Here is a 20,138-nt window from a genome sequence, read left to right as displayed (position 1 = left end):
TGAAGTTATGGAAAAAAGAAAAGTAGTAGTAGTTGCAAAAGCAGGACTGCATGCCAGACCGGCGAACTTATTAACAAAAGAAGCACAGCATTTTCATTCCTCCGTTGAAATATCTGTAAGGGGTACACGTTACAATGCAAAATCTCTGATTGGTATTTTGGCGGCAGGTGTCGACTGCGGTACGGAAATAGAAGTGGTATGTGAAGGAACAGATGAAAAAGAAGCTTGTGAAGCAGTTACGAAATTGATTGCCGGCGGAATGGGCGAATAAGGGATAAAGGGGGCAAGTAGGTATGCACGGATATGGGGTTTCTAAAGGCTTATGCTACGCAAAAATTTTGGTACTGAATGAAGAAGCCATTGCGTTCCCCGTAGAAATCGGGAGTCCTGCGGAAGAAGAAAGAAAATTCCTGGATGCGCAAGCTGCTGTGCTCGAAGAAACGATCAAGCTTAGGGATAAGACAAATGAGACAGCGGGCGGAAATGCCGCAGATATTTTAGATGTTCATTGTTCCTTGCTAAGGGACAGCGGGTTAATAGAGCCGATTAAGGAAGAGATTGCCAATCAAACGGGTGCGGCACTGGCCGTAGAGAAGGTAATGAATGGAGTCATCGCACAGTTTGAAGCGATGGAAAATGAGTACTTTGCCCAAAGAGCATTGGACATGAAAGATATTAAAGATAATTTGATATGTAAAATATTGAATATAAAAAAGCCGGATGTCAGTTCATTGCCGGAACCTACGATTATTGTAGGAAGCGATATCGCACCTTCCACCACAGCCGGAATGGATTTGAAAATGGTTTCGGGCATGCTGATGGAATTGGGAGGAATCACTTCACATACTGCGATACTGGCAAGAACACTTGACATCCCGGCAGTTGTGGGAGTAAATGGCCTTCTGGCGAAAGTAAAAACCGGAGATTTGATCGGTTTTGACGGTGAGACAGGAGAAATATTCCTTAATCTGAAGGAAAATGAAATAAAATCTCTGAAAAAGAAAATTGAGGAGCAACACGAGGAAAAATCCAGATGGAATAAGTTCTCCGGAGAACCGGCTGTTACCAGCGACGGGAAAAAGTTTGATATCTTCGGAAATATCGGATCGCCTGATGATGTGGAAAAAGTATTGGAAAGAGGAGGGGAAGGGATAGGATTGTTCCGGTCGGAATTTCTGTATCTTTCCTCGAAGATTCTGCCTGATGAAGAAAAGCAATATGATGCTTATAAAAAGGTACTGGAGAAAATGGACGGGAGACCGGTCATTGTCAGAACTCTGGATATAGGAGGAGATAAGGATGTTCCGGCGCTTCGGCTGGCCAAAGAAGCCAATCCCTTCCTCGGACTTAGGGCGCTTCGGCTGTGCAGGCGGAAAGAAGATGTATTTCATACTCAACTGAGAGCTCTTCTTAGGGCATCGATATACGGTAACTTGAAAATCATGTTCCCCATGATATCTTCCATGGAAGAATTAATCTGGGCAAAAGAAAAGCTGAGACAGTGTCAGGAGGAACTACAGGAGGAACAGGTTCCGTTTAAAGAGAAAATAGAGATAGGCATTATGGTAGAAATACCCGCAGTGGCAGTGATGGCGGAGTGTTTTGCAGGAGAATGTGATTTTTTCTCCATAGGAACTAATGATCTATCCCAGTATTCACTGGCTGTGGACAGGGGAAATGAGACGGTTGCAGATCTTTATACGTATTACCATCCCGCAGTTATCCGCTTGATCAAAATGGCTATTGACGGAGCTCATAAAAATAACATTATGTGCGGAATGTGCGGTGAGGCTGCAGGCGATCCGAAGATGATTCCCCTGCTTATGGGGATGGGATTGGATGAATACAGTATGGCGGCGGCATCCATACCGGAAGTGAAAGAATGGATCGGTAAGCTAAACACGGAAAAATGCAAAGAACTTGTGGAACAAATTCTCAGGCTGAGTACAGCAAAGGAAATAGAAGAGATGCTGCGCAAATTCTATATACAAAATAAGTAAAGGAAAAGGAGAGATAAGATGTTAGTATCAATGGCGGAAATATTAAAAAAAGCAAGAAAAGGCGGGTATGGAGTTCCTGCCGTGGCAGCAGTAAACGAATTGTCTGCGAGAGCGTGTGTGGCGGCAGCAGAAGAAACGAATTCTCCGTTGATCATGCTCTGCGGCTATGGTCATAACCCTGATATGGATTATTTTGGAAGAATCCTGAATGATATGGCAACGAAAACATATGTGCCCGTGGCATTGATTTTAGATCACAGCGCTACTTATGAAGAAGCGGTAAAAGGAATACGTGCCGGATTTAATACGATTATGGTTGACCGCTCCAAGCTTCCGTATGAAGAAAACATAGCACAGGTAAAAGAATTGGTTCAAATAGCTCATGCTGCAGGTATTGGTGTAGAAGCCGAACTCGGTCATGTAGGAGTCGGGGAAAACTATAAAGTTGACGGAATCTCTGCCCTGACTGTTCCTGAAGAAGCGGTGAGATATGTGGAAGAAACCGGTGTTGACTGCCTCGCTGTTGCAATCGGTACGGCGCATGGTGTATATAAAGGGGAACCGAAATTAAGATTTGACTTATTGGAAGAATTGGCAGAGAAGGTACCCGTTCCGCTTGTTCTCCACGGCGGTTCCGGTACCGGAGATGCGAACCTTGCACTTGCATGCAGAAAAGGTATCAGCAAAGTGAATATAGCCAATGATTTGTTTAAGGGAGCATACGATAAGATTCAGGAAGTAGGAATGGAAGGCAATAATATCTATGCATTGTTTCCAATGCTTGAACTGGGATATAAGGAAACTGCAAAACACTATATGAAGACGTTCGGATGCGCCGGACAGGCATGGACGGGCAAACAGTACGTTTCCACGGATTCCATTCCTGACTTAAACGAAGCAAAGTAAGAGAAAGAATGAGAAGAACTGCCCTGCTGATTGAATTTAAGTCAGCGGGGCAGTTCTTGTACCGATAAAATGCGGCGGCTTATACGGCTGCTATTCATTAAGGCCGCCCGCCATAAGATTTTTCCACAATTCTACTAGTTCCGAATAAAGCTCCTGTGATAGTATTGAGTACCAGCCGTCTTTACCAGACTGCAAGACAGCCCGGCCATCCTCCAGCAGATAGGCATAGTAGTCATGGCTTTCATTTGCTTTCGGGAATGTCTGGTTAATTCGAAAGCACTCCTTCAGAGTGGAAATATCAACTCCATCCCATGCTGCTGACTTTACCATAACATCCATAATGACTGTGTCCGCAAGCTCGTTGCTCTCAAGTGTATACTCTGATATAATCTTTCCGTTTTCCAGCTTTGCCATGCTGTACAGTGGTGTCTCTGTTATAGAAAAGTTAATAAGTATCTGAATGTGCTCCGGGCTTTCAGCATATTTCCGCACGTCGCTGCCGACAAGTTCATCGGCCTGCTGGCGGGTATAATGATAGACGGTGTCGTCATCTGACAGATTGTCGATCGTCACATAAAAATCCTCCAGATTGTCGATCAGAGCAAAAAGGAGCAACGCATTTTTATCAAGCTGCTGAAGGCTATAGGAGGTATTGTCCTCTTCTATTAGAACCCACTCTACACCGCGTTCATTTCCAGCGGTGCGCAGTTCAAAGCGTTCATGAAGCAAACCGCTCGGGAGAGAAAGCAGACCGAGCAGCTTGCCCACCGCGGAACTGTCCCCCACATAGAGCGTTCTGGATTCCCATAGCTCTTGTGCATTTGTGGAGACACTACTATTTGCAGTGTAAATCTTTACGATGGCAGTGCTAGCTTCACGGGTTGTCTTATAAATTCCGACATAAGGCTCTTCAATATAGTATTTTTCATTATCGTTGTACAAGTAAAACCTGCGGTCGCTTGTGCTTTCGATGTTGATCTGAAAGTAATCGTTCCGGTTAGGCGCGTCATTGACGGACTCTTGAAGCGTCTTATCGGTGTTCGTCAACGCATTCAGTACGGCTTTCACATCCGCCTTTCGGGAGGTGTGGATCGTGCCGGAACTTTCTCCCTCGTTTATCTGTTCAATCGTAATGTTCGTTACTTCGCTGCTTTGCGGCAGGGGAACAGGAACCTTCCTCGCAGCGCCCCCAAAGGTTAAGGCAACTGCTGCCACGGCTATTATCACGACGACGAACAACGTTATCACAGGCGTATTAATTTTGTTTGCCATTATAAACCTCCACTGCACGACATCACCATCGTTTGACAAGGTCACACACGGCCGGATAAGACCTTGTCAAACGATGGCCGCCGTTCTTGTTAGCATAATATCACTTTGCATGGCTGCTGTCGAACTTTATATTTATTATATTTAGATACTGCGAACCAATATTGTTTAGTAGATAAATAATATTGACTTTTTGTTTGTTTGGACATATACTAAAGTCGAGCAATGGAACAGGAGGTATCGCAATGAACTGTAAAGTGACAGAAAAAATATTTGAGGTAATGAATATGCTTTTGGATGAACAAAAAAAGCCCAGAGAGTATGGCGGACAGCTATTGTATCATTCGGAGGTTGGTTTTTTAAATGTCGTCCACCGGTTTCCGGAACTGAATGTCAGCGAAATGTCCAGCCTTTTGCGAATTACAAAAGGAGCCGTCACTCAAATTTCTGTGAAGCTTTCCAAAAAAGAGCTTTTGGAAATTTATACAAAGGCCGGCAATAAGAAAGAAAAGTATTTCCGTCTGACAGAAGCAGGAGAAGAAGTTCGCAAAGAACATCTGCGTTTTCACGAAAACTCAAATAGAAATTTGTGTAATTATTTGAAAACTTTAGATGCGGATAAAACGAAGGTGATTTTTGATTTTTTAAGTCATTTAAAAGATTGCGTACCGTTTTGCGAATTTGATTGTATGTGCAGTTCTGGAAATGATAAAGGAGGAGAGAACGAAAATGAGTCAAACACTGTTGAACATAAACAATTTATATGCAACGCTTGAATCGGACATAGAAATTATCCGCGGACTGGATTTAAAAATAGGTCTTGGCGAAACTCATGTAATCATGGGTCCTAACGGCGCAGGAAAGTCGACTCTTGCCAATGTAATTATGGGGCATCCTGATTACGTTGTGAAGTCCGGCAGCATATGCTGGGAAGGCGAAGATATTGTCGGTCTGGCGACAAATGAAAGGGCCAAGAAAGGCATTTTTCTGTCATTTCAGACGCCGGAAGAAATCGACGGTATAACTATGAGAGATTTTTTGAAATCGGCGAAAGCGGCCGTGGAAGGAAGGCCGATGCCTATGCTGGCATTTAGGAAACAGCTGGAAGATACATTAAATCTGCTGCAAATGGATAAGGCTTATGCCGACAGGTATGTAAACTTTGGCTTTTCCGGCGGTGAAAAGAAGAAAAGTGAAATTCTGCAGCTTTTGATGATGGATACCAAACTTGCCATTCTGGATGAAACTGACTCAGGTCTTGATGTAGATGCGGTAAAAACGGTAAGAGAAGGGATTGTTCATTACAAGAATCAGGATAAGGATCCTTCTCTTTTAATTATTTCTCATAGTACGAAGCTGCTAAGGGATTTGCCGGTGGATTATGTTCACGTTTTGGTAAATGGTAAAATAGTCTATACCGGGGGAAAGGAACTCATACAGAAAATTGACCGAGAGGGATTTGCAGATTTCCTCCAAAAGTGAGGTGAATTAGGTTGGAAAAGAAAAAAACGCAAATAGAAGAATTTGAACGGAATATCTATGACATATATGATTCGGATAGTATTGATTATCAGGTAAAAAAAGGACTTACCGAAGACATCGTGACTGAAATTTCAGAAAGTAAAAATGATCCGGAGTGGATGCTAGGGCTTCGCAAGAACTCATTAAAGATATATAACGAAATGGAACTTCCGAAGTGGGGTCCTTCCCTGCACGAACTCGATATGGACAATATTGTAACTTATGTACGCCCTAAGGCTTCTATGACCGATGACTGGAGAGAACTGCCGGATGATATCCGGAATACGTTTGAACGTCTGGGTATACCGGAAGCGGAATGGAAATCTCTTTCGGGTGTCGGAGCACAATATGATTCCGAAGTGGTTTATCATAGCATGAGAGAGCAGCTGCTCGAACAAGGGGTAATTTATACGGATATGGAAACTGCGCTGCGCGAATACGAAGACATTGTAAAAGAGTATTTTATGAAACTTCTTCCGGCAACAGAACATAAATTCATGGCCTTACATGGCGCTGTATGGTCGGGCGGTTCTTTTGTATACGTTCCGGAGGGAGTTAAGGTAAATATGCCTTTGCAGTCATATTTTCGCCTGAATGCGCCGGGGGCCGGGCAGTTCGAGCATACCTTAATCATATGTGAGAAAAATTCCAGCCTGCATTTTATCGAAGGATGTTCCGCCCCGAGGCACAATACGATAAACCTTCATGCCGGCGGTGTGGAGCTGTATATAAAGGAAGGAGCGACACTTCGGTATTCCACTATAGAAAACTGGTCTAAAAATATGCTTAATCTGAATACGAAGCGTGCGCTTGTTGAAAAAGACGGGAAGATCGAGTGGGTTTCGGGAACGTTTGGTTCACACATCACCATGTTGTATCCGATGAGTATACTGAAAGGAGAAAACGCCAAGAGTGAATTTACCGGAGTCAGCTTTGCAAGCAGCAACCAGTATCTCGATACGGGGTCAAAGGTAGTTCATGCGGCACCCAATACATCCTCTACGATTTCTTCCAAGTCTATTTCCAAGAACGGCGGAAATACTACTTACCGCAGCGCGGTAACCATAATGCCGCAGGCGAAGAACAGTAAATGCAGCGTCATTTGCGAGTCCCTCATGATGGATGATTTGTCGCGTTCGGATACGATTCCTGTTATGGATGTGCGTAACGATAAGGCAGATATAGGGCATGAGGCTAAAATAGGAAGAATAAGCGAAAAGTCCATATACTATCTTATGACTCGCGGATTGAGCGAAGAAGAAGCGAAGGCCCTTATTGTAAGGGGATTTGTGGAACCCGTAACTAAAGAACTGCCGCTTGAATATGCGGTGGAAATGAACCGGTTGATCGGTCTTGAATTAGAAGGAAGTATTGGATAAAGGAGGAAGGACGTTGGGAATTTCATTTGAAAAAATTAATCAGCTGCAGGTGCCTACATGGAACTGGCTTAAAATAAACAGCGTTTCTCTCGATGTCGCAGAGAATGGCTTATACAGTTATTCGAAGGAAGCCAGGTTGACTTTACCGGAAAATGTGCGGGCAGAGCGTCTTTTTGTCCAACCTAAGTCCGCTAAGATTCCCAGTTCGATGAAACAAAATTATGATTTTATCTCAGAAAATCACAATAGCAGCGTTGCATTGACTATCCCGGAAGGTGCATTGCCGGACTCGCCGATTATCATAGATTATTTTTTGGATAAAGACAACAGCTTATTGAACGATTATATATACATCAAAGCGGAAAAGGACAGCGAGGCCACAGTGATCATAAAGTATGGCGGCGATAACTGCGAGGATGCTTTCCACTCCGGCTTTACATTTGTGGAGGCGGGAGAAAACGCGAAGGTTAAATTAATAAAAGTCCAGATGCTGCCTAAGAATGCCCTTCATATAGATGCGGTGGCAGTATGGTCAAAAGACCGGGCGGCCGCAGAAATCATACTGAATGAATTAGGGAGCGCACGGACAGTTGCTTCTTGCAATATCCTTCTGAAGGGAGAGCAAAGCAGCGGGAATCTTGGCGGAATATACATCGGTAAAGGTCAGGAAGAAATGGATTTCAATTATCGCATTGAACTGGCGGCGAAGGAAACAGAGGGTGACATAACGGTTAGAGGCACTTTGACGGATTCTTCAAAAAAGACACTGAAGAGTACTCTCGATTTTATGACCGGAGCCTCCGGCTCAAAAGGAAGTGAAGAGGAAACCGTGCTTACACTCAGCGATAAAGCAGTCAATCTTTCTGCACCGCTTCTGCTTTGCGGCGAAGATGATGTGGAGGGACGGCATGCAACTTCCACAGGAAGACCGGATTCGGGCAAGCTGCATTACCTTATGTGCAGGGGATTTGACAGAAGGGAGGCAGAGCAGTTGCTGGTAGAAGCTTCTTTTACACCGCTGCTAAGTAAAATTGAGATACCGGAAATCAGACAGGAAATCAAAGAGTATATTGGAGTGAGTATTCATGGATAATAATTATAGAATGGATTTTCCTTTGCTGCTTACGCGTAAAGAAAAGGACAAGAGGCTTGTATACCTGGACAGCGCAGCAACCAGCCAAAAGCCCCTTTCCGTGATAAAGGCAATAGAGGGATATTATAACAACTATACGGCAAACCCCCACAGAGGAGCCTATACTCTGAGCGAGGATGCAACAGGACTGTATGAAAAAGCAAGAGAAAAGGTGGCTCATTTTATCGGCTGCAATAATCCACAGGAAATTGTATTTACTGCAGGAACAACTGAGTCCATTAATATGGCAGCTCTGTCATTCGGCAGAGCAAATATAAAAGAGGGCGACGAGATATTGCTTACTGTTGCCGAACATCATAGCAACCTTTTGCCCTGGCAGCGTCTTGCAAAAGAAAAAAATGCGGTTTTGCGCTATGTATATGGAGACGAACAAGGACAAATATCCGTTAGGGAATGGGAAGAAAAAATAAACAGCCGTACAAAAATTGTGGCGCTTGGGCATATATCCAATGTGCTCGGAGGGATTAATCCGGTAGAAGAGATCGCCCGCATGGCCCACAGGCATGGAGCCGTTGTCGTGCTGGATGGAGCGCAGAGTGTTCCCCATATAAAAATAGATGTAAAAGAACTGGGTGTGGACTTCTTTGCATTTTCAGGGCATAAAATGCTGGCACCCGCAGGAATCGGCGTATTGTATGCCAGGAAGGACCTTCTGGACGCCATGGAGCCTCTTATGCTGGGAGGCGGGATTGTCGAAGATGTACAGGAGCAGTCGGTGGCTTTCATGGATGCACCATGGAAAATGGAGGCGGGAACCCCTAATGTAGAAGGTGTGGTCGGACTTGCGGCAGCGATAGATTATTTGAACCAAGTGGGATGGACCAATATCCATAACATAGAAAAACAGCTGCTTCAATATGCGCTGGAAAGATTAAACGGATTGAACGAAGTGGAGATCTATGGTTCGAGGCATCCGGAAAACCGGGCGGGAATCCTCTCCTTCAATGTCAAGGATGTGCATCCCCACGATGTCGCCAGCGTTTTAAACAGCTATGGGGTAGCAATTCGCGCCGGACACCATTGCGCTCAGCCGCTGATGAAGCATTTAGGTGTTTATTCGACCTGCAGGGCCAGTTTTTATTTGTATAATACGTTGGAAGATGTGGATATTTTTATAGATGCTTTATCAAAGGTAAGAGAGGTGCTTGGATATGGAACTTAGTGAATTATATTCTGAGGTAATAAAAGAACACAGCATTTCTGCCCATAATAAAAAGCATCTGCCGCATGCGACTATTGTGATGCCCGGCAGGAATCCCAGCTGCGGAGATGAAATAGAGCTTGAACTACAGGTGGAGGATGGTATAATAAAGAATGGAGCTTTTACCGGAGTAGGATGTGCGATCTCACAAGCATCTGTTTCAATCATGATAGATTTGGTGCGCGGCAGAACTGCCCAGGACGCCAGGAGACTGGCGGAGCTGTTTCTAAAAATGGCGCTTAGGCAGCCTCTTTTGCCCGAAGAATTGCAGGAGCTGGAAGATGCGGCTGCGTTACAGAACATTTCCGATATGCCGGCACGGGTGAAATGTGCCACTATGCCATGGCATACTCTGTTAAAAGTATTGGACAATATTTGACAATATGCGATAAAACCTACAGAAGGAGATTACAGAAAATGGAAGTGGTAAGAAATATTACACAGGACACAATATGGGTAGGCGGCGGTGATGTACGTCTGGCTTTGTTTGAAAATATGTTTCCGCTGGAAAACGGAGTGAGCTACAATTCTTTTCTTATATCGGATGAGAAAACGGCGCTGATTGATACGGTAGATGAATCGGTAGGAAGACAGTTTATTGAAAATATAAAGGCGGCATTGGACGGCCGGACGCTTAATTATCTTATCGTAAATCATATGGAACCCGACCATTGTGCTAATATAGATGAAATTTGCCGCTTGTTTCCTGAGGCTCAGATTGTAGGCAATAAAAAAACATTTCAAATGATACAACAGTTTTATGATATAGATATAGAGGGACGTACACTGGAAGTCAAGGATGGAGACAGCCTTACACTGGGTGTACATACTCTTCGTTTTATCTTTGCTCCGATGGTTCATTGGCCGGAAGTCATGTTTACCTATGATGCTTATGACAAGATGCTTTTTTCGGCGGATGCCTTCGGCACCTTCGGCGGATATACAGGAAATCTGTTCAGCGATGAAACCGATTATGAGGAAGTCTATTTAAGTGAAGCGAGAAGATATTATACAAATATTGTCGGTAAGTACGGAGTGCAGGTACAGGCCGCGATGAAGAAAACGGCAGATTTGGACATTCAAATGATCTGTCCGCTGCATGGACCTGTACTGCGCGGAGCGCAGATGAGAAAGCTGCTGGATAAATATGCTGTTTGGAGTTCTTACCGGCCGGAGGAAAGAGGCGTATTGCTGACGTATGCTTCCATGTATGGCAATACCGAAAATGCGGTAAGGCTGCTGGCGAATTTTCTCGCAGGGAACGGTGTCAAAAATATAAGGATTTACGACGTGTCCAAGACACATTTTTCTACGATCGTAGCCGATGCGTTCCGTTTCAGTCATCTGGTGTTCGCATCGCCCACCTATAACCTGAAGCTTTATGGAGCTATGGAAAATGTGATTAAGGATTTGGCCGCCTTAAATCTGCAAAACAGAGATGTCAGCGTTCTGGGCAACGGTTCGTGGGCGCCGGCAGCAGGCAAAGCCATGGCAGGTATGCTGTCTGAAATGAAGGACATGAGGCTTATCGGCGATGTCTTCGAAATAAGATCTGCACTTAAAAAAGAGCAGTATTCTGCGCTGGAGAACTTGGCAGAATTAATTTCATCATCAGTTTTATGTGTGGATGTGGAGTCTGCATAAGCCGGCAATATATATGTTACTGTTCACTCCGTTCACACCGCGATCAAATATATCAATTTAGTATTGATATATAGGACATTTTTTGATATAATGAAGTTAGTTATAACTAACTTGTGCATTATTAATTATTAGTATGTAAATTATAAAGGAGGTAACTTATGTATAAACAATACGAATTAACTTATGATTTTAATTCTTTGGAACCTTATATTGATACGCTGACCATGGAAACGCATTATTCCAAACACCATGCAGCATATACGAAAAATCTCAATGATGCTGTTGAAAAAGCAGGCATTGAAAATAAAAGCATAGAGACGCTGCTTGCTTCTCTCGGGCAGATCGGCGATGATAAGCTGCGTACTGCAATCCGCAATAATGGCGGCGGCTTTTATAATCATAATTTATATTTTTCAACGATGAGTCCTAACGGAGGAGGAGAGCCTGAAGGCGATTTAGCCGAAGCGATAGCTGACAATTTTGAGAATTTCTCTCTATTCAAAGAAAAGCTGACGGCTCTTGCATTAGGTCAATTCGGCTCCGGATGGGCATGGTTATCTGCAGGACCAAATGGTGAGCTGAAGCTTTCCGCCAGCCCGAACCAGGATAATCCGATAATCGAAGGAAGCAATCACATTCCTATTTTGGGAATTGATGTCTGGGAGCATGCTTATTATCTGAAATATAAGAATGTAAGGGCTGATTATGTAAAAGAGTATTTTAATGTTATTGATTGGAAGAGTGTAGCGGAATATTATAAACGTGCAAGAAATATCTAGAACAGTTTGTGTAAAACATTAAAACCTAAGGAGGTATGAATATGTCAAATAAATTATATGAAAAAATGAATTTGTATCTGGCTAATCAGGAAGTAAATTATATAAAACTTTTAAATTTACATTGGTATGTGAAAGGTCGTAGTTTCTTTACATTACATTCTAAGCTGGAAGAGCTTTATAATCATACAGCATCTGTGATAGACAGTGTTGCCGAACGACTGCTGGCTTTAGAACAAGCCCCTGTTGGAAACATGCAATCGGCACTGAAGATAGCGACTATCAAAGAACGCAGTGATACTCCTATTTCATCCGATGAGACGGTCGGACTCTTAATTACAGATATCCGGTATTGGATCAACGATACACAGGAAATTGTAAAGCTGGCAGAGGAAGCCGGTGATGGTGTTACGGCAGATCAGTTTAATGATTATTTGGGTGAATACCAAAAGTTATTGTGGATGCTGGAATCCTATGTTTCATAAGCAAATAAGTGCAAGCCTGATGCCCCGGTACATACCGGGGCATCAGGTTTCTATTACTTTATTTGGACTTTATTTTTAGAAAAAGTTCATATTTTTTATTGCCTTATTTTGTGTAATGTGCTACAATATCCTTCGTCGACACACAAGTGTCCGCGATAGAAAAACACTTAAATACAAGTGTGCATGGAAGGCGGACATGAGATTGGAAACGAAGGATGAAAGGCGTTTGTATGGATACGGCAAATGGGTATTTTGTTGTTAAAAAGAAAGCAATCCCGGAAGTGCTTCTGAAGGTGGTAGAAGCGAAACGTCTTTTGGAGACCGGAAAGGCACAGAGTGTGCATGAGGCTACCGAGCAGGTAGGTATCAGCAGGAGTTCATTCTATAAGTATAAGGACGATATCTTTCAGTTCCACGACAATGCGCAGGGAACGACGATCACGCTTACGTTTCAGATGGATGATGAACCGGGACTGTTATCGGATGTGCTGAAGGTAATCGCGGATTTCAAGGCGAATATCCTTACGATTCATCAAAGCATTCCCATCAATGGGGTGGCGTCCTTAAGCATCAGCGTACAAGTGCTTCCGGCAACCGGCGATGTATCGGAGATGCTGGAGTCGCTTGAAAAAAAGCAAGGAGTCCATTACGTGAAAGTATTGGCGAAAGAATAAAAGTCCGAAGACAGGACAGAGCGGAGGAAATTGTATGATAAATGTAGCGGTTTTAGGCTATGGCACGGTAGGCAGTGGGGTTGTAGAGGTAATTGGTAAAAATAAAGGGGAAATAAGCAAAAAAGCGGGAGAAGAACTGAACATCAAATATATTCTTGACCTTAGAGATTTTCCCGGAGATCCTTATGAAGACAAAGTTGTACACGACGTAGATATTATTTTGAATGATCCGGAAGTTAACATTATCTGCGAGACGATGGGAGGCATAGAGCCTGCATATACTTTTTCCAAAAGGGCGCTTACGAGCGGTAAGAGCGTATGTACTTCCAACAAGGAGCTGGTGGCGAACCACGGTCCGGAATTGATCCGTCTGGCGAAAGAAAACAACTGCAATTATTTGTTTGAAGCCAGCGTCGGCGGAGGTATTCCGATTATCCGTCCGATGAATTACTCCCTTACGGCGGAGAAGATCGATGCCATTACCGGTATTTTAAACGGTACGACGAACTATATCCTCTCTAAGATGGCGGCAGAGGGCGCTGATTTCAAAGACGTATTAAAAGAGGCACAGGAAAAGGGTTATGCAGAGCGCAATCCCGAGGCGGATGTAGAAGGCTATGACGCATGCCGAAAAATTGCAATTTTATCTTCCTTAATGACTGGAAAAAATGTTAGATATGAAGATATATATACGGAAGGCATTACGAAAATAACAGCGACAGACTTCGTATATGCCAGGGCTATGGGGCGCTCTATTAAGCTATTGGCCCTCAGCAGGGAAAATAGCGGTGATTTTTATGCGATGGTGGCACCCTTTATGATTCCGGTAAGCCATCCCCTTTACAGTGTAAACGACGTGTTCAATGCGGTGTTCGTTCATGGCAATATGCTCGGGGATTCTATGTATTACGGACGCGGCGCAGGCAAGCTTCCTACGGCGAGTGCGGTGGTATCCGACGTTGTGGACTGTGCACGGCATGCGGGTAAGACCATTATGTGCTTCTGGGATACGGAAAATGTGAAACTTATGGATGTAGCTCAGGTGAAGCATAAGTTCTTCGTCCGTACAAAAGCGGAGCTCGAAGAAAAGGCACTGGAGATATTCGGCTCCGTGGAGGCAATAGAAGCGGATGTGGCAGGAGAGTTTGCATTCGTTACGGACGAAATGACGGAGAAAGATTTTGCGGGAAAAGCGGAAGATTTAGGTTTTGTGCTTAACAGAATCCGCATAGAAAGTTAATAAGCACAGTGCTTGCCGCAATACGTAGAGAAAAGAGGATTTAGAAATGAAATATATTATCGTGCTGGGAGACGGTATGGCGGATGAGCCGATAGAATCTTTAGGAAACAAGACTCCGTTGGCTTATGCGAACACGCCTGTTATGGACAGACTCAGTAAGAAATCGGAAATCGGAATGGTACACACGATACCGGAGGGAATGAGCCCCGGCTCGGATACGGCGAACCTATCAGTACTTGGCTATGATCCGAAGATTTATTATTCGGGCAGGTCGCCGTTAGAAGCTTTAAGCATCGGCGTTCCTATGAAGGATACGGACATAGCGCTCAGGTGTAATATCGTAACGATATCGGAAGAGGACATTCCCTTCGAAGAAAGAACGATTATTGACCATAGCTCCGGCGAAATAAGCACCGAGGATTGTGCGGTTCTGCTGGAAGCCATAAGGAAGGAACTGGAGACGGACTTTTATAAATTCTATGTAGGAACGAGCTACAGGCATTGCCTGATTTGGGATAAAGGAGAAGTGGTGGAGCTGACGCCTCCCCACGATGTGCTGACTCAGGCCATTGGCAAGTATTTGCCGGAGGATGCGGTTCTGCGTGAAATGATGGAGAAGAGCTACCATATCCTGGTAAACCATCCTATTAATATAGAAAGAAAAAAGAAGGGGTTGAATCCAGCTAATTGCTGCTGGTTCTGGGGAGCCGGAACGAAGCCTATGCTCGATTCCTTCGAGGAGAAGACAGGGAAAAAAGGAATGATGGTATCCGCTGTGGATTTGCTCAAGGGAATTGCAGTGGGTGCAGGAATGGGAGTCAGCATTGTGGAAGGAGCTAACGGCGGGTTACATACGAATTATGAGGGAAAGACGCAGGCTGCGCTGAAGGCTGTTCTTGAAGACGGCTATGATTTCGTATATATCCATATTGAAGCGCCTGATGAAATGGGGCATCAGGGAAGCACGGAGCGTAAGGTGACGGCGATTGAATATTTGGATCAGAAAGTGCTTAAGCCTCTGACGCATAAACTGGACGAAGAAGGAACCGAATACCGTCTTATGGTGCTGCCGGATCATCCAACTCCGGTCCGCATAAGGACTCATACATCGGACAGTGTGCCTTATCTGCTCTATGACAGCAGGAGGCCCTGCAGTTCGAACTGGAATTATAATGAAGCGGAGGCGAAGGCCGGCGGTATATATATCTCGAAAGGGCATGAGCTGATAAATCATCTCTTTGAGCAATAAAAAGAATACATTATCAGGATAAATGCACATAGGTTTATCCTGATATTTATGAGATATGAGCTTTATAATAAGCATGAAACGAGGAGAAGAAAGAATTATGACGAAGGTAGTGAAGTTTGGCGGAAGCTCTTTGGCCAGTGCAGAGCAGTTTATGAAGGTAGGGGATATCATCCGTTCCGATGCAGAGCGGAAATTTGTGGTGCCGTCCGCACCCGGCAAACGCAATTCCAAAGACACCAAGGTGACGGATATGCTCTATGCCTGCTATGCGGCTGCCGAGGCGGGGGAGGATTTCAAGGCTCAGCTTAAAGCGATAAAGGCGCGCTACGAGGAAATTATTAAAGGACTGGGACTGGATTTGTCTTTGGAGGAGGAGTTCAAGACAATCGAAAAGCAGTTCAAGGAAAAGGCGGGCGACAACTATGCGGCTTCCAGAGGTGAATACTTGAACGGCATCATCATGGCAGCTTATCTTGGCTATGAATTCGTGGATGCGGCAACGGTGATTTTTTTTGGTGAAAACGGCGAATTTGACGGAGAAAAAACTAAAAAGATTTTATCAGAACGCTTAAAGAAAACGGAAAGAGCTGTTATTCCGGGATTTTATGGGGCATATGAGGACGGACGGGTAAAGACGTTTTCAAGAGGCGGCTCCGACATTACGGGCTCTATCGTAGCGGGAGCGGTAAAAGCGGATGTATATGAGAACTGGACGGATGTATCGGGATTCCTCGTGGCAGACCCGAGAATTATCGATGCGCCTCCCGGAATCGATACGATTACTTACAGGGAGCTGCGAGAGCTTTCTTATATGGGAGCTACCGTTCTTCATGAAGATGCTATTTTCCCGGTAAGAAAGGAAGGTATTCCGATCAATATCCGTAATACGAATGCACCGCTCGATGAAGGAACCTGGATTGTGGAAAGCACTTGTCAGAAATCGAAATACGTAATTACAGGTATTGCGGGAAAGAAAGGCTTCTGTGCGGTTAACATCGAGAAGGATATGATGAACTCGCAAATTGGCTTCGGAAGGAAAGTTTTGCAGGCTTTCGAGGATAACGGGATTTCTTTTGAACATGTTCCTTCGGGAATCGATACGATGACGGTATTCGTCCATCAGGATGAGTTCGTGGATAAAGAGCAGAAGGTGGTATCGGCGCTTCATAGGCTGGCAGATCCGGATATGGTCGATATCGAATCGGATCTGGCCTTGATTGCGGTAGTTGGTCGGGGAATGAAATCAATGAGAGGAACTGCGGGCAGGATATTCTCTGCACTTGCACATGCGAATGTGAATGTCAGAATGATCGATCAGGGGTCCAGCGAGCTGAATATTATTATCGGAGTTTCGGATGAGGATTTTGATAACGCGATACGGGCTATATATAATATTTTTGTAGAAGTGCAGCTGTAAAAAAGATATCATAAAGAGTGTCCGGGGAAAGCAGATTTTGTGGTCTGCTTTCCCCGGATATTATTCTTCCATTAAGTATTGTAGAAAGAGGTGGGAGTTTTCTTTTTTCTCGGAGGAGTAGACGAAGCCCAGGACAGGGGGAATTTCGTCGGTAACGTAGCATTGATACCCGGCCAGCTTGGGTGAGTCCTTGAGATAGATACCTACAGGTATCGGGTCTGCCATGGCGGAAGGATCCGAGTGGTCAATGGATTCATCGGTGACTACAGGCATTCCGTTTTCGTCATAGACGAGTTCATCGTCGGAGTCCAGAGCGGCGGCATCGATGTAGAAGAAATAGGGCTCGTATTTTTCGTATTCCGCGGCGGTCAGTTCTTCGCGCAAGTCGACGAACATCATTCCCTCCGCGAAGTTTGTGAAGGGGGCAGTGTCGCTGATGAGAACATCGAGGCCGTCAGTCTGGGACATAGCTGTTATTTTTTGGGAGACGGCGAGGTCCATCTGGGACATAGAGTCGTAGGATAGGGTGGAAGCGGTATCGATGTAGCAGTCGTACGTATTTAAATCGATATTCGCATACCCGGCGAATTCTGTTTCAAGCATTTCCTGGCTGTCGCTGCCGAAGGAGTTGAGAAGAATGGCGGAAAAAGCATGGTCTTTGGCAGTTACAGCATCATGGATAAAGACACCCCCGACAATGACTACGACAAGGGTTACAATTGTGTGAACCTTGTAATAATCCCAGAAATAACTGAGCTTTTCTTTAAAGGTCATATCTTTCAGTTTCTTTTGCTGATCCCGGATTTCTTCATGTATGGACATAACATACTCCTCGCTTTTTATATATTCTCGTAATTACCGTCGATATACCAGGGCGTGTCTGAAAACTCATTGTACCATTCTGAACGCCCTAATAAACTTGTCACTTTGATAATGATAACGTTTTGGAAAATGAGTGTCAATGAGGCTGTGCCAATAATGTATGAAAAAAGAATAAACAATTTATAAACGTTAAAAAAACTGGAAGGGATGCGGGTATATCCCTTGAAACTTTAGGGAATTTGTAATATGATATTAGCTAATAATAGAAAGAGGATGGTAAAGATAATATGATAAGTGATACCTACGTAGAATGTCTCGTTAAGAAAAAAACAAGTACGCTGTTTCTGCTGCTTCGGATTCTTTCGGTTATGCTTACCGTCGTTTTCATACTGCTCGGACTGATTCTTTGGCCGGCGCTGATCATCGGGGTATTGACCGGAGTTGCTGCATATTTCATCTATCTTAATTCTGATTTGGAATATGAATACCTTTATCTGGATAAAGAAATTACTATAGATAAGGTTATGGCTAAGACGAGAAGGAAAAGAGTGGCAAAGTACGATGTGCAGCGCATGGAGATTCTTGCGCCCATGAACTCTTATCATTTGGGCGATTATAAGAATAGAACTGCTAAGACCAATGATTACAGCTCCGGCGAAGTGAAGCAGCCGGAGGTCAGATACGTGATGTATTATGAAGGCGGGCAAAAGGTTATTCTGGAGCCTGGCAGCGAATTAGTGAAAGCGATTAAAAATGTGGCGCCCAGAAAAGTATTTACTGATTGACATAACGATGTAAGTTTGGTAAACTTTTTCAAACTTACATCATTTATTATGAGTTTTTTGCTCATTGATTACTGCACAAATAAAGTTACTGTGAACGGAGTGAACAGTAACCAAATAAAAAAACAGGAGGAAGAAAAATGGGTCAGATAATTGGCGAAGGAATTACATTTGACGACGTACTGCTGGTGCCAAGCTATTCGCAGGTAATTCCCAATCAAATCGACTTAACAACATGGCTAACAAAGAAAATCAAACTCAACATTCCGATGATGAGTGCCGGAATGGATACCGTTACCGAACACCGCATGGCAATCGCTATGGCAAGGCAGGGAGGTATCGGCATCATTCATAAGAACATGTCTATCGAAGAGCAGGCGGAAGAAGTAGACAAAGTAAAACGTTCGGAAAACGGCGTTATTACGGATCCCTTTTCATTGACTCCAGATCACACGTTGGCAGACGCGGATGCGCTCATGGCCAAATTCAGAATATCAGGTGTGCCTATTACCGAAGGAAGAAGGCTGGTAGGTATCATCACAAATCGTGACTTAAAATTCGAAACAGATTTCACCAAAAAAATTAAAGAATCCATGACCTCTCAGGAGCTGATTACGGCCAGGGAAGGCATTACATTAGAAGATGCGAAGCAGATTCTTGCAAAGGCGAGAAAAGAAAAGCTGCCGATTGTAGATGAGAACTATAATCTGGTAGGGCTTATTACTATAAAAGATATAGAAAAGACGATCAAATACCCTCTGGCGGCAAAAGACGGTCAGGGAAGACTTCTTTGCGGAGCCGGTGTAGGAATTACGGCGAATGTTTTGGACCGCGTAGGCGCGCTGGCCGATGCGAAGGTGGATGTGGTCGTACTGGATTCCGCACACGGGCATTCTGAAAATGTGCTCCGCTGTCTGCGCATGATCAAGGAAAAATATCCGGACATGCAGGTAATTGCGGGTAACGTGGCGACGGGAGAAGGCGCGAAAGCGTTGATCAAGGCAGGAGCGGACGGCGTAAAGGTCGGCATCGGACCGGGCTCCATCTGTACTACCCGCGTTGTAGCCGGTATCGGTGTGCCGCAGATTACGGCGATTATGAATGCATATGAGGTGGCAAAAGGGTACGGCATCCCGATTGTGGCCGATGGCGGCATCAAATATTCCGGGGATATGACGAAGGCCATCGCAGCCGGCGGCAATGTCTGTATGATGGGCAGTATTTTTGCGGGCTGCGATGAAAGCCCGGGAACCTTCGAACTGTTCCAGGGAAGAAAATATAAGGTATACCGTGGTATGGGTTCTATCTCAGCTATGGAAAACGGAAGCAAGGACCGCTATTTCCAGTCGGATGCCAAGAAGCTCGTACCTGAAGGAGTGGAGGGAAGGGTCGCATATAAAGGGACCGTGGAAGACACCGTATTCCAGCTTCTGGGGGGCCTGCGTTCCGGTATGGGATACTGCGGCACGTCTACAGTAGAAGATTTGAAACAGAACGGAAGATTTATCAAGATATCTGCAGCATCATTAAAGGAAAGCCATCCGCATGACATTCATATCACGAAGGAGGCTCCGAATTACAGCGTGAATGAATAGAGGAGAGCGAAATGTATTGAGGCTT

The 20,138-nt window shown here is 44.4% G+C and carries 20 protein-coding genes; 18 read left to right on the top strand and 2 right to left on the bottom strand.

Translation table 11 applies throughout. The annotated features are described in order from the left end of the window. Positions 1–7 precede the first annotated feature (7 nt). Genes V6984_RS17825 through V6984_RS17815 form a run of 3 tightly spaced genes read left to right on the top strand, consistent with a single transcriptional unit; the run spans position 8 to position 2,906 of the window. Positions 8–271 carry an HPr family phosphocarrier protein gene (locus V6984_RS17825; RefSeq protein ID WP_342756951.1) on the top strand — a complete coding sequence of 88 codons (264 nt, stop codon included), beginning with the start codon at positions 8–10 and terminating at the stop codon, positions 269–271. A 22-nt stretch (positions 272–293) separates the two neighbouring features. Further along, the gene (ptsP, locus tag V6984_RS17820) at positions 294–2,000 is read left to right on the top strand and encodes a phosphoenolpyruvate--protein phosphotransferase (RefSeq protein WP_342756950.1); all 1,707 of its coding nucleotides are present in this window, start codon (positions 294–296) and stop codon (positions 1,998–2,000) included. Positions 2,001–2,018: 18 nt separating this feature from the next. Further along, positions 2,019–2,906 (top strand): class II fructose-bisphosphate aldolase, encoded by an 888-nt coding sequence (locus V6984_RS17815; protein ID WP_342756949.1) that lies wholly within the window; start codon positions 2,019–2,021, stop codon positions 2,904–2,906. A 90-nt stretch (positions 2,907–2,996) separates the two neighbouring features. Here V6984_RS17815 and V6984_RS17810 read toward each other — a convergent pair whose 3' ends face one another. Continuing rightward, positions 2,997–4,178, bottom strand: coding sequence for a DUF5301 domain-containing protein (locus V6984_RS17810; RefSeq protein WP_342756948.1), 1,182 nt, complete (start codon positions 4,176–4,178; stop codon positions 2,997–2,999). A gap of 242 nt (positions 4,179–4,420) precedes the next feature. On the opposite strand from V6984_RS17810, the gene V6984_RS17805 reads away from it, so the two are divergent. The 13 genes from V6984_RS17805 (at position 4,421) to V6984_RS17745 (ending at position 16,914) form a co-directional block, all read left to right on the top strand. Beyond that, the gene (locus tag V6984_RS17805; RefSeq protein WP_342756947.1) at positions 4,421–4,951 is read left to right on the top strand and encodes a MarR family winged helix-turn-helix transcriptional regulator; all 531 of its coding nucleotides are present in this window, start codon (positions 4,421–4,423) and stop codon (positions 4,949–4,951) included. Beyond that, positions 4,905–5,657, top strand: a complete 753-nt coding sequence (gene sufC, locus V6984_RS17800) for a Fe-S cluster assembly ATPase SufC (protein WP_342756946.1) — start codon at positions 4,905–4,907, stop codon at positions 5,655–5,657. The genes V6984_RS17805 and sufC overlap by 47 nt, the downstream gene beginning before the upstream one ends. An 11-nt stretch (positions 5,658–5,668) precedes the next feature. Next, positions 5,669–7,075, top strand: coding sequence for a Fe-S cluster assembly protein SufB (gene sufB / locus V6984_RS17795; RefSeq protein WP_342756945.1), 1,407 nt, complete (start codon positions 5,669–5,671; stop codon positions 7,073–7,075). 13 nt (positions 7,076–7,088) lie between these two features. Further along, positions 7,089–8,168, top strand: coding sequence for a SufD family Fe-S cluster assembly protein (locus V6984_RS17790; protein ID WP_342756944.1), 1,080 nt, complete (start codon positions 7,089–7,091; stop codon positions 8,166–8,168). After that, positions 8,161–9,390 (top strand): cysteine desulfurase, encoded by a 1,230-nt coding sequence (locus V6984_RS17785; protein ID WP_342756943.1) that lies wholly within the window; start codon positions 8,161–8,163, stop codon positions 9,388–9,390. Before V6984_RS17790 ends, V6984_RS17785 begins: the two co-directional genes overlap by 8 nt. After that, complete coding sequence (gene sufU, locus V6984_RS17780; RefSeq protein WP_342756942.1) at positions 9,380–9,808, top strand: Fe-S cluster assembly sulfur transfer protein SufU; 429 nt, start codon at positions 9,380–9,382, stop codon at positions 9,806–9,808. Before V6984_RS17785 ends, sufU begins: the two co-directional genes overlap by 11 nt. Positions 9,809–9,846: 38 nt before the next feature. Further along, positions 9,847–11,073, top strand: a complete 1,227-nt coding sequence (locus V6984_RS17775) for an FprA family A-type flavoprotein (RefSeq protein WP_342756941.1) — start codon at positions 9,847–9,849, stop codon at positions 11,071–11,073. 158 nt (positions 11,074–11,231) lie between these two features. Next, the gene (locus V6984_RS17770) at positions 11,232–11,852 is read left to right on the top strand and encodes a superoxide dismutase (RefSeq protein ID WP_342756940.1); all 621 of its coding nucleotides are present in this window, start codon (positions 11,232–11,234) and stop codon (positions 11,850–11,852) included. A gap of 41 nt (positions 11,853–11,893) precedes the next feature. Further along, positions 11,894–12,334, top strand: coding sequence for a DNA starvation/stationary phase protection protein (locus V6984_RS17765; protein ID WP_342756939.1), 441 nt, complete (start codon positions 11,894–11,896; stop codon positions 12,332–12,334). A 230-nt stretch (positions 12,335–12,564) separates the two neighbouring features. Then, positions 12,565–13,008, top strand: coding sequence for an ACT domain-containing protein (locus V6984_RS17760; protein ID WP_342756938.1), 444 nt, complete (start codon positions 12,565–12,567; stop codon positions 13,006–13,008). 34 nt (positions 13,009–13,042) lie between these two features. After that, complete coding sequence (locus V6984_RS17755) at positions 13,043–14,248, top strand: homoserine dehydrogenase (protein WP_342756937.1); 1,206 nt, start codon at positions 13,043–13,045, stop codon at positions 14,246–14,248. Positions 14,249–14,294: 46 nt separating this feature from the next. Beyond that, a complete protein-coding gene (locus tag V6984_RS17750; RefSeq protein ID WP_342756936.1) occupies positions 14,295–15,497 on the top strand; it encodes a cofactor-independent phosphoglycerate mutase in 1,203 nt (400 codons plus the stop codon). 97 nt (positions 15,498–15,594) lie between these two features. Continuing rightward, on the top strand, positions 15,595–16,914 hold the full coding sequence (locus V6984_RS17745; RefSeq protein WP_342760042.1) for an aspartate kinase: 1,320 nt from the start codon (positions 15,595–15,597) through the stop codon (positions 16,912–16,914). A gap of 60 nt (positions 16,915–16,974) precedes the next feature. Here V6984_RS17745 and V6984_RS17740 read toward each other — a convergent pair whose 3' ends face one another. Beyond that, positions 16,975–17,736, bottom strand: coding sequence for a hypothetical protein (locus tag V6984_RS17740; protein WP_342756935.1), 762 nt, complete (start codon positions 17,734–17,736; stop codon positions 16,975–16,977). 287 nt (positions 17,737–18,023) lie between these two features. Between V6984_RS17740 and V6984_RS17735 the strand changes: the two genes are divergently transcribed. After that, positions 18,024–18,521, top strand: coding sequence for a DUF6106 family protein (locus V6984_RS17735; protein ID WP_342756934.1), 498 nt, complete (start codon positions 18,024–18,026; stop codon positions 18,519–18,521). Between the two features lie 137 nt (positions 18,522–18,658). Further along, positions 18,659–20,113 carry an IMP dehydrogenase gene (gene guaB / locus V6984_RS17730; RefSeq protein WP_342756933.1) on the top strand — a complete coding sequence of 485 codons (1,455 nt, stop codon included), beginning with the start codon at positions 18,659–18,661 and terminating at the stop codon, positions 20,111–20,113. Positions 20,114–20,138 lie beyond the last annotated feature (25 nt).

The sequence above is a fragment of the Kineothrix sp. IPX-CK genome, assembly GCF_039134705.1.
Lineage (GTDB): Bacteria > Bacillota > Clostridia > Lachnospirales > Lachnospiraceae > Kineothrix > Kineothrix sedimenti.
This window is presented reverse-complemented; position numbering and strand designations above follow the sequence as displayed.

Bases quoted from the DNA above. Each gene is read 5' to 3' on its own strand.
- V6984_RS17825 (WP_342756951.1), top strand. From the start codon at position 8: ATGGAAAAAAGAAAAGTAGTAGTAGTTGCAAAAGCAGGACTGCATGCC.
- ptsP (WP_342756950.1), top strand. From the start codon at position 294: ATGCACGGATATGGGGTTTCTAAAGGCTTATGCTACGCAAAAATTTTG.
- V6984_RS17815 (WP_342756949.1), top strand. From the start codon at position 2,019: ATGTTAGTATCAATGGCGGAAATATTAAAAAAAGCAAGAAAAGGCGGG.
- V6984_RS17810 (WP_342756948.1), bottom strand. From the start codon at position 4,178: ATGGCAAACAAAATTAATACGCCTGTGATAACGTTGTTCGTCGTCGTG.
- V6984_RS17805 (WP_342756947.1), top strand. From the start codon at position 4,421: ATGAACTGTAAAGTGACAGAAAAAATATTTGAGGTAATGAATATGCTT.
- sufC (WP_342756946.1), top strand. From the start codon at position 4,905: ATGAGTCAAACACTGTTGAACATAAACAATTTATATGCAACGCTTGAA.
- V6984_RS17785 (WP_342756943.1), top strand. From the start codon at position 8,161: ATGGATAATAATTATAGAATGGATTTTCCTTTGCTGCTTACGCGTAAA.
- sufU (WP_342756942.1), top strand. From the start codon at position 9,380: ATGGAACTTAGTGAATTATATTCTGAGGTAATAAAAGAACACAGCATT.
- V6984_RS17775 (WP_342756941.1), top strand. From the start codon at position 9,847: ATGGAAGTGGTAAGAAATATTACACAGGACACAATATGGGTAGGCGGC.
- V6984_RS17770 (WP_342756940.1), top strand. From the start codon at position 11,232: ATGTATAAACAATACGAATTAACTTATGATTTTAATTCTTTGGAACCT.
- V6984_RS17765 (WP_342756939.1), top strand. From the start codon at position 11,894: ATGTCAAATAAATTATATGAAAAAATGAATTTGTATCTGGCTAATCAG.
- V6984_RS17760 (WP_342756938.1), top strand. From the start codon at position 12,565: ATGGATACGGCAAATGGGTATTTTGTTGTTAAAAAGAAAGCAATCCCG.
- V6984_RS17755 (WP_342756937.1), top strand. From the start codon at position 13,043: ATGATAAATGTAGCGGTTTTAGGCTATGGCACGGTAGGCAGTGGGGTT.
- V6984_RS17750 (WP_342756936.1), top strand. From the start codon at position 14,295: ATGAAATATATTATCGTGCTGGGAGACGGTATGGCGGATGAGCCGATA.
- V6984_RS17745 (WP_342760042.1), top strand. From the start codon at position 15,595: ATGACGAAGGTAGTGAAGTTTGGCGGAAGCTCTTTGGCCAGTGCAGAG.
- V6984_RS17740 (WP_342756935.1), bottom strand. From the start codon at position 17,736: ATGTCCATACATGAAGAAATCCGGGATCAGCAAAAGAAACTGAAAGAT.
- V6984_RS17735 (WP_342756934.1), top strand. From the start codon at position 18,024: ATGATAAGTGATACCTACGTAGAATGTCTCGTTAAGAAAAAAACAAGT.
- guaB (WP_342756933.1), top strand. From the start codon at position 18,659: ATGGGTCAGATAATTGGCGAAGGAATTACATTTGACGACGTACTGCTG.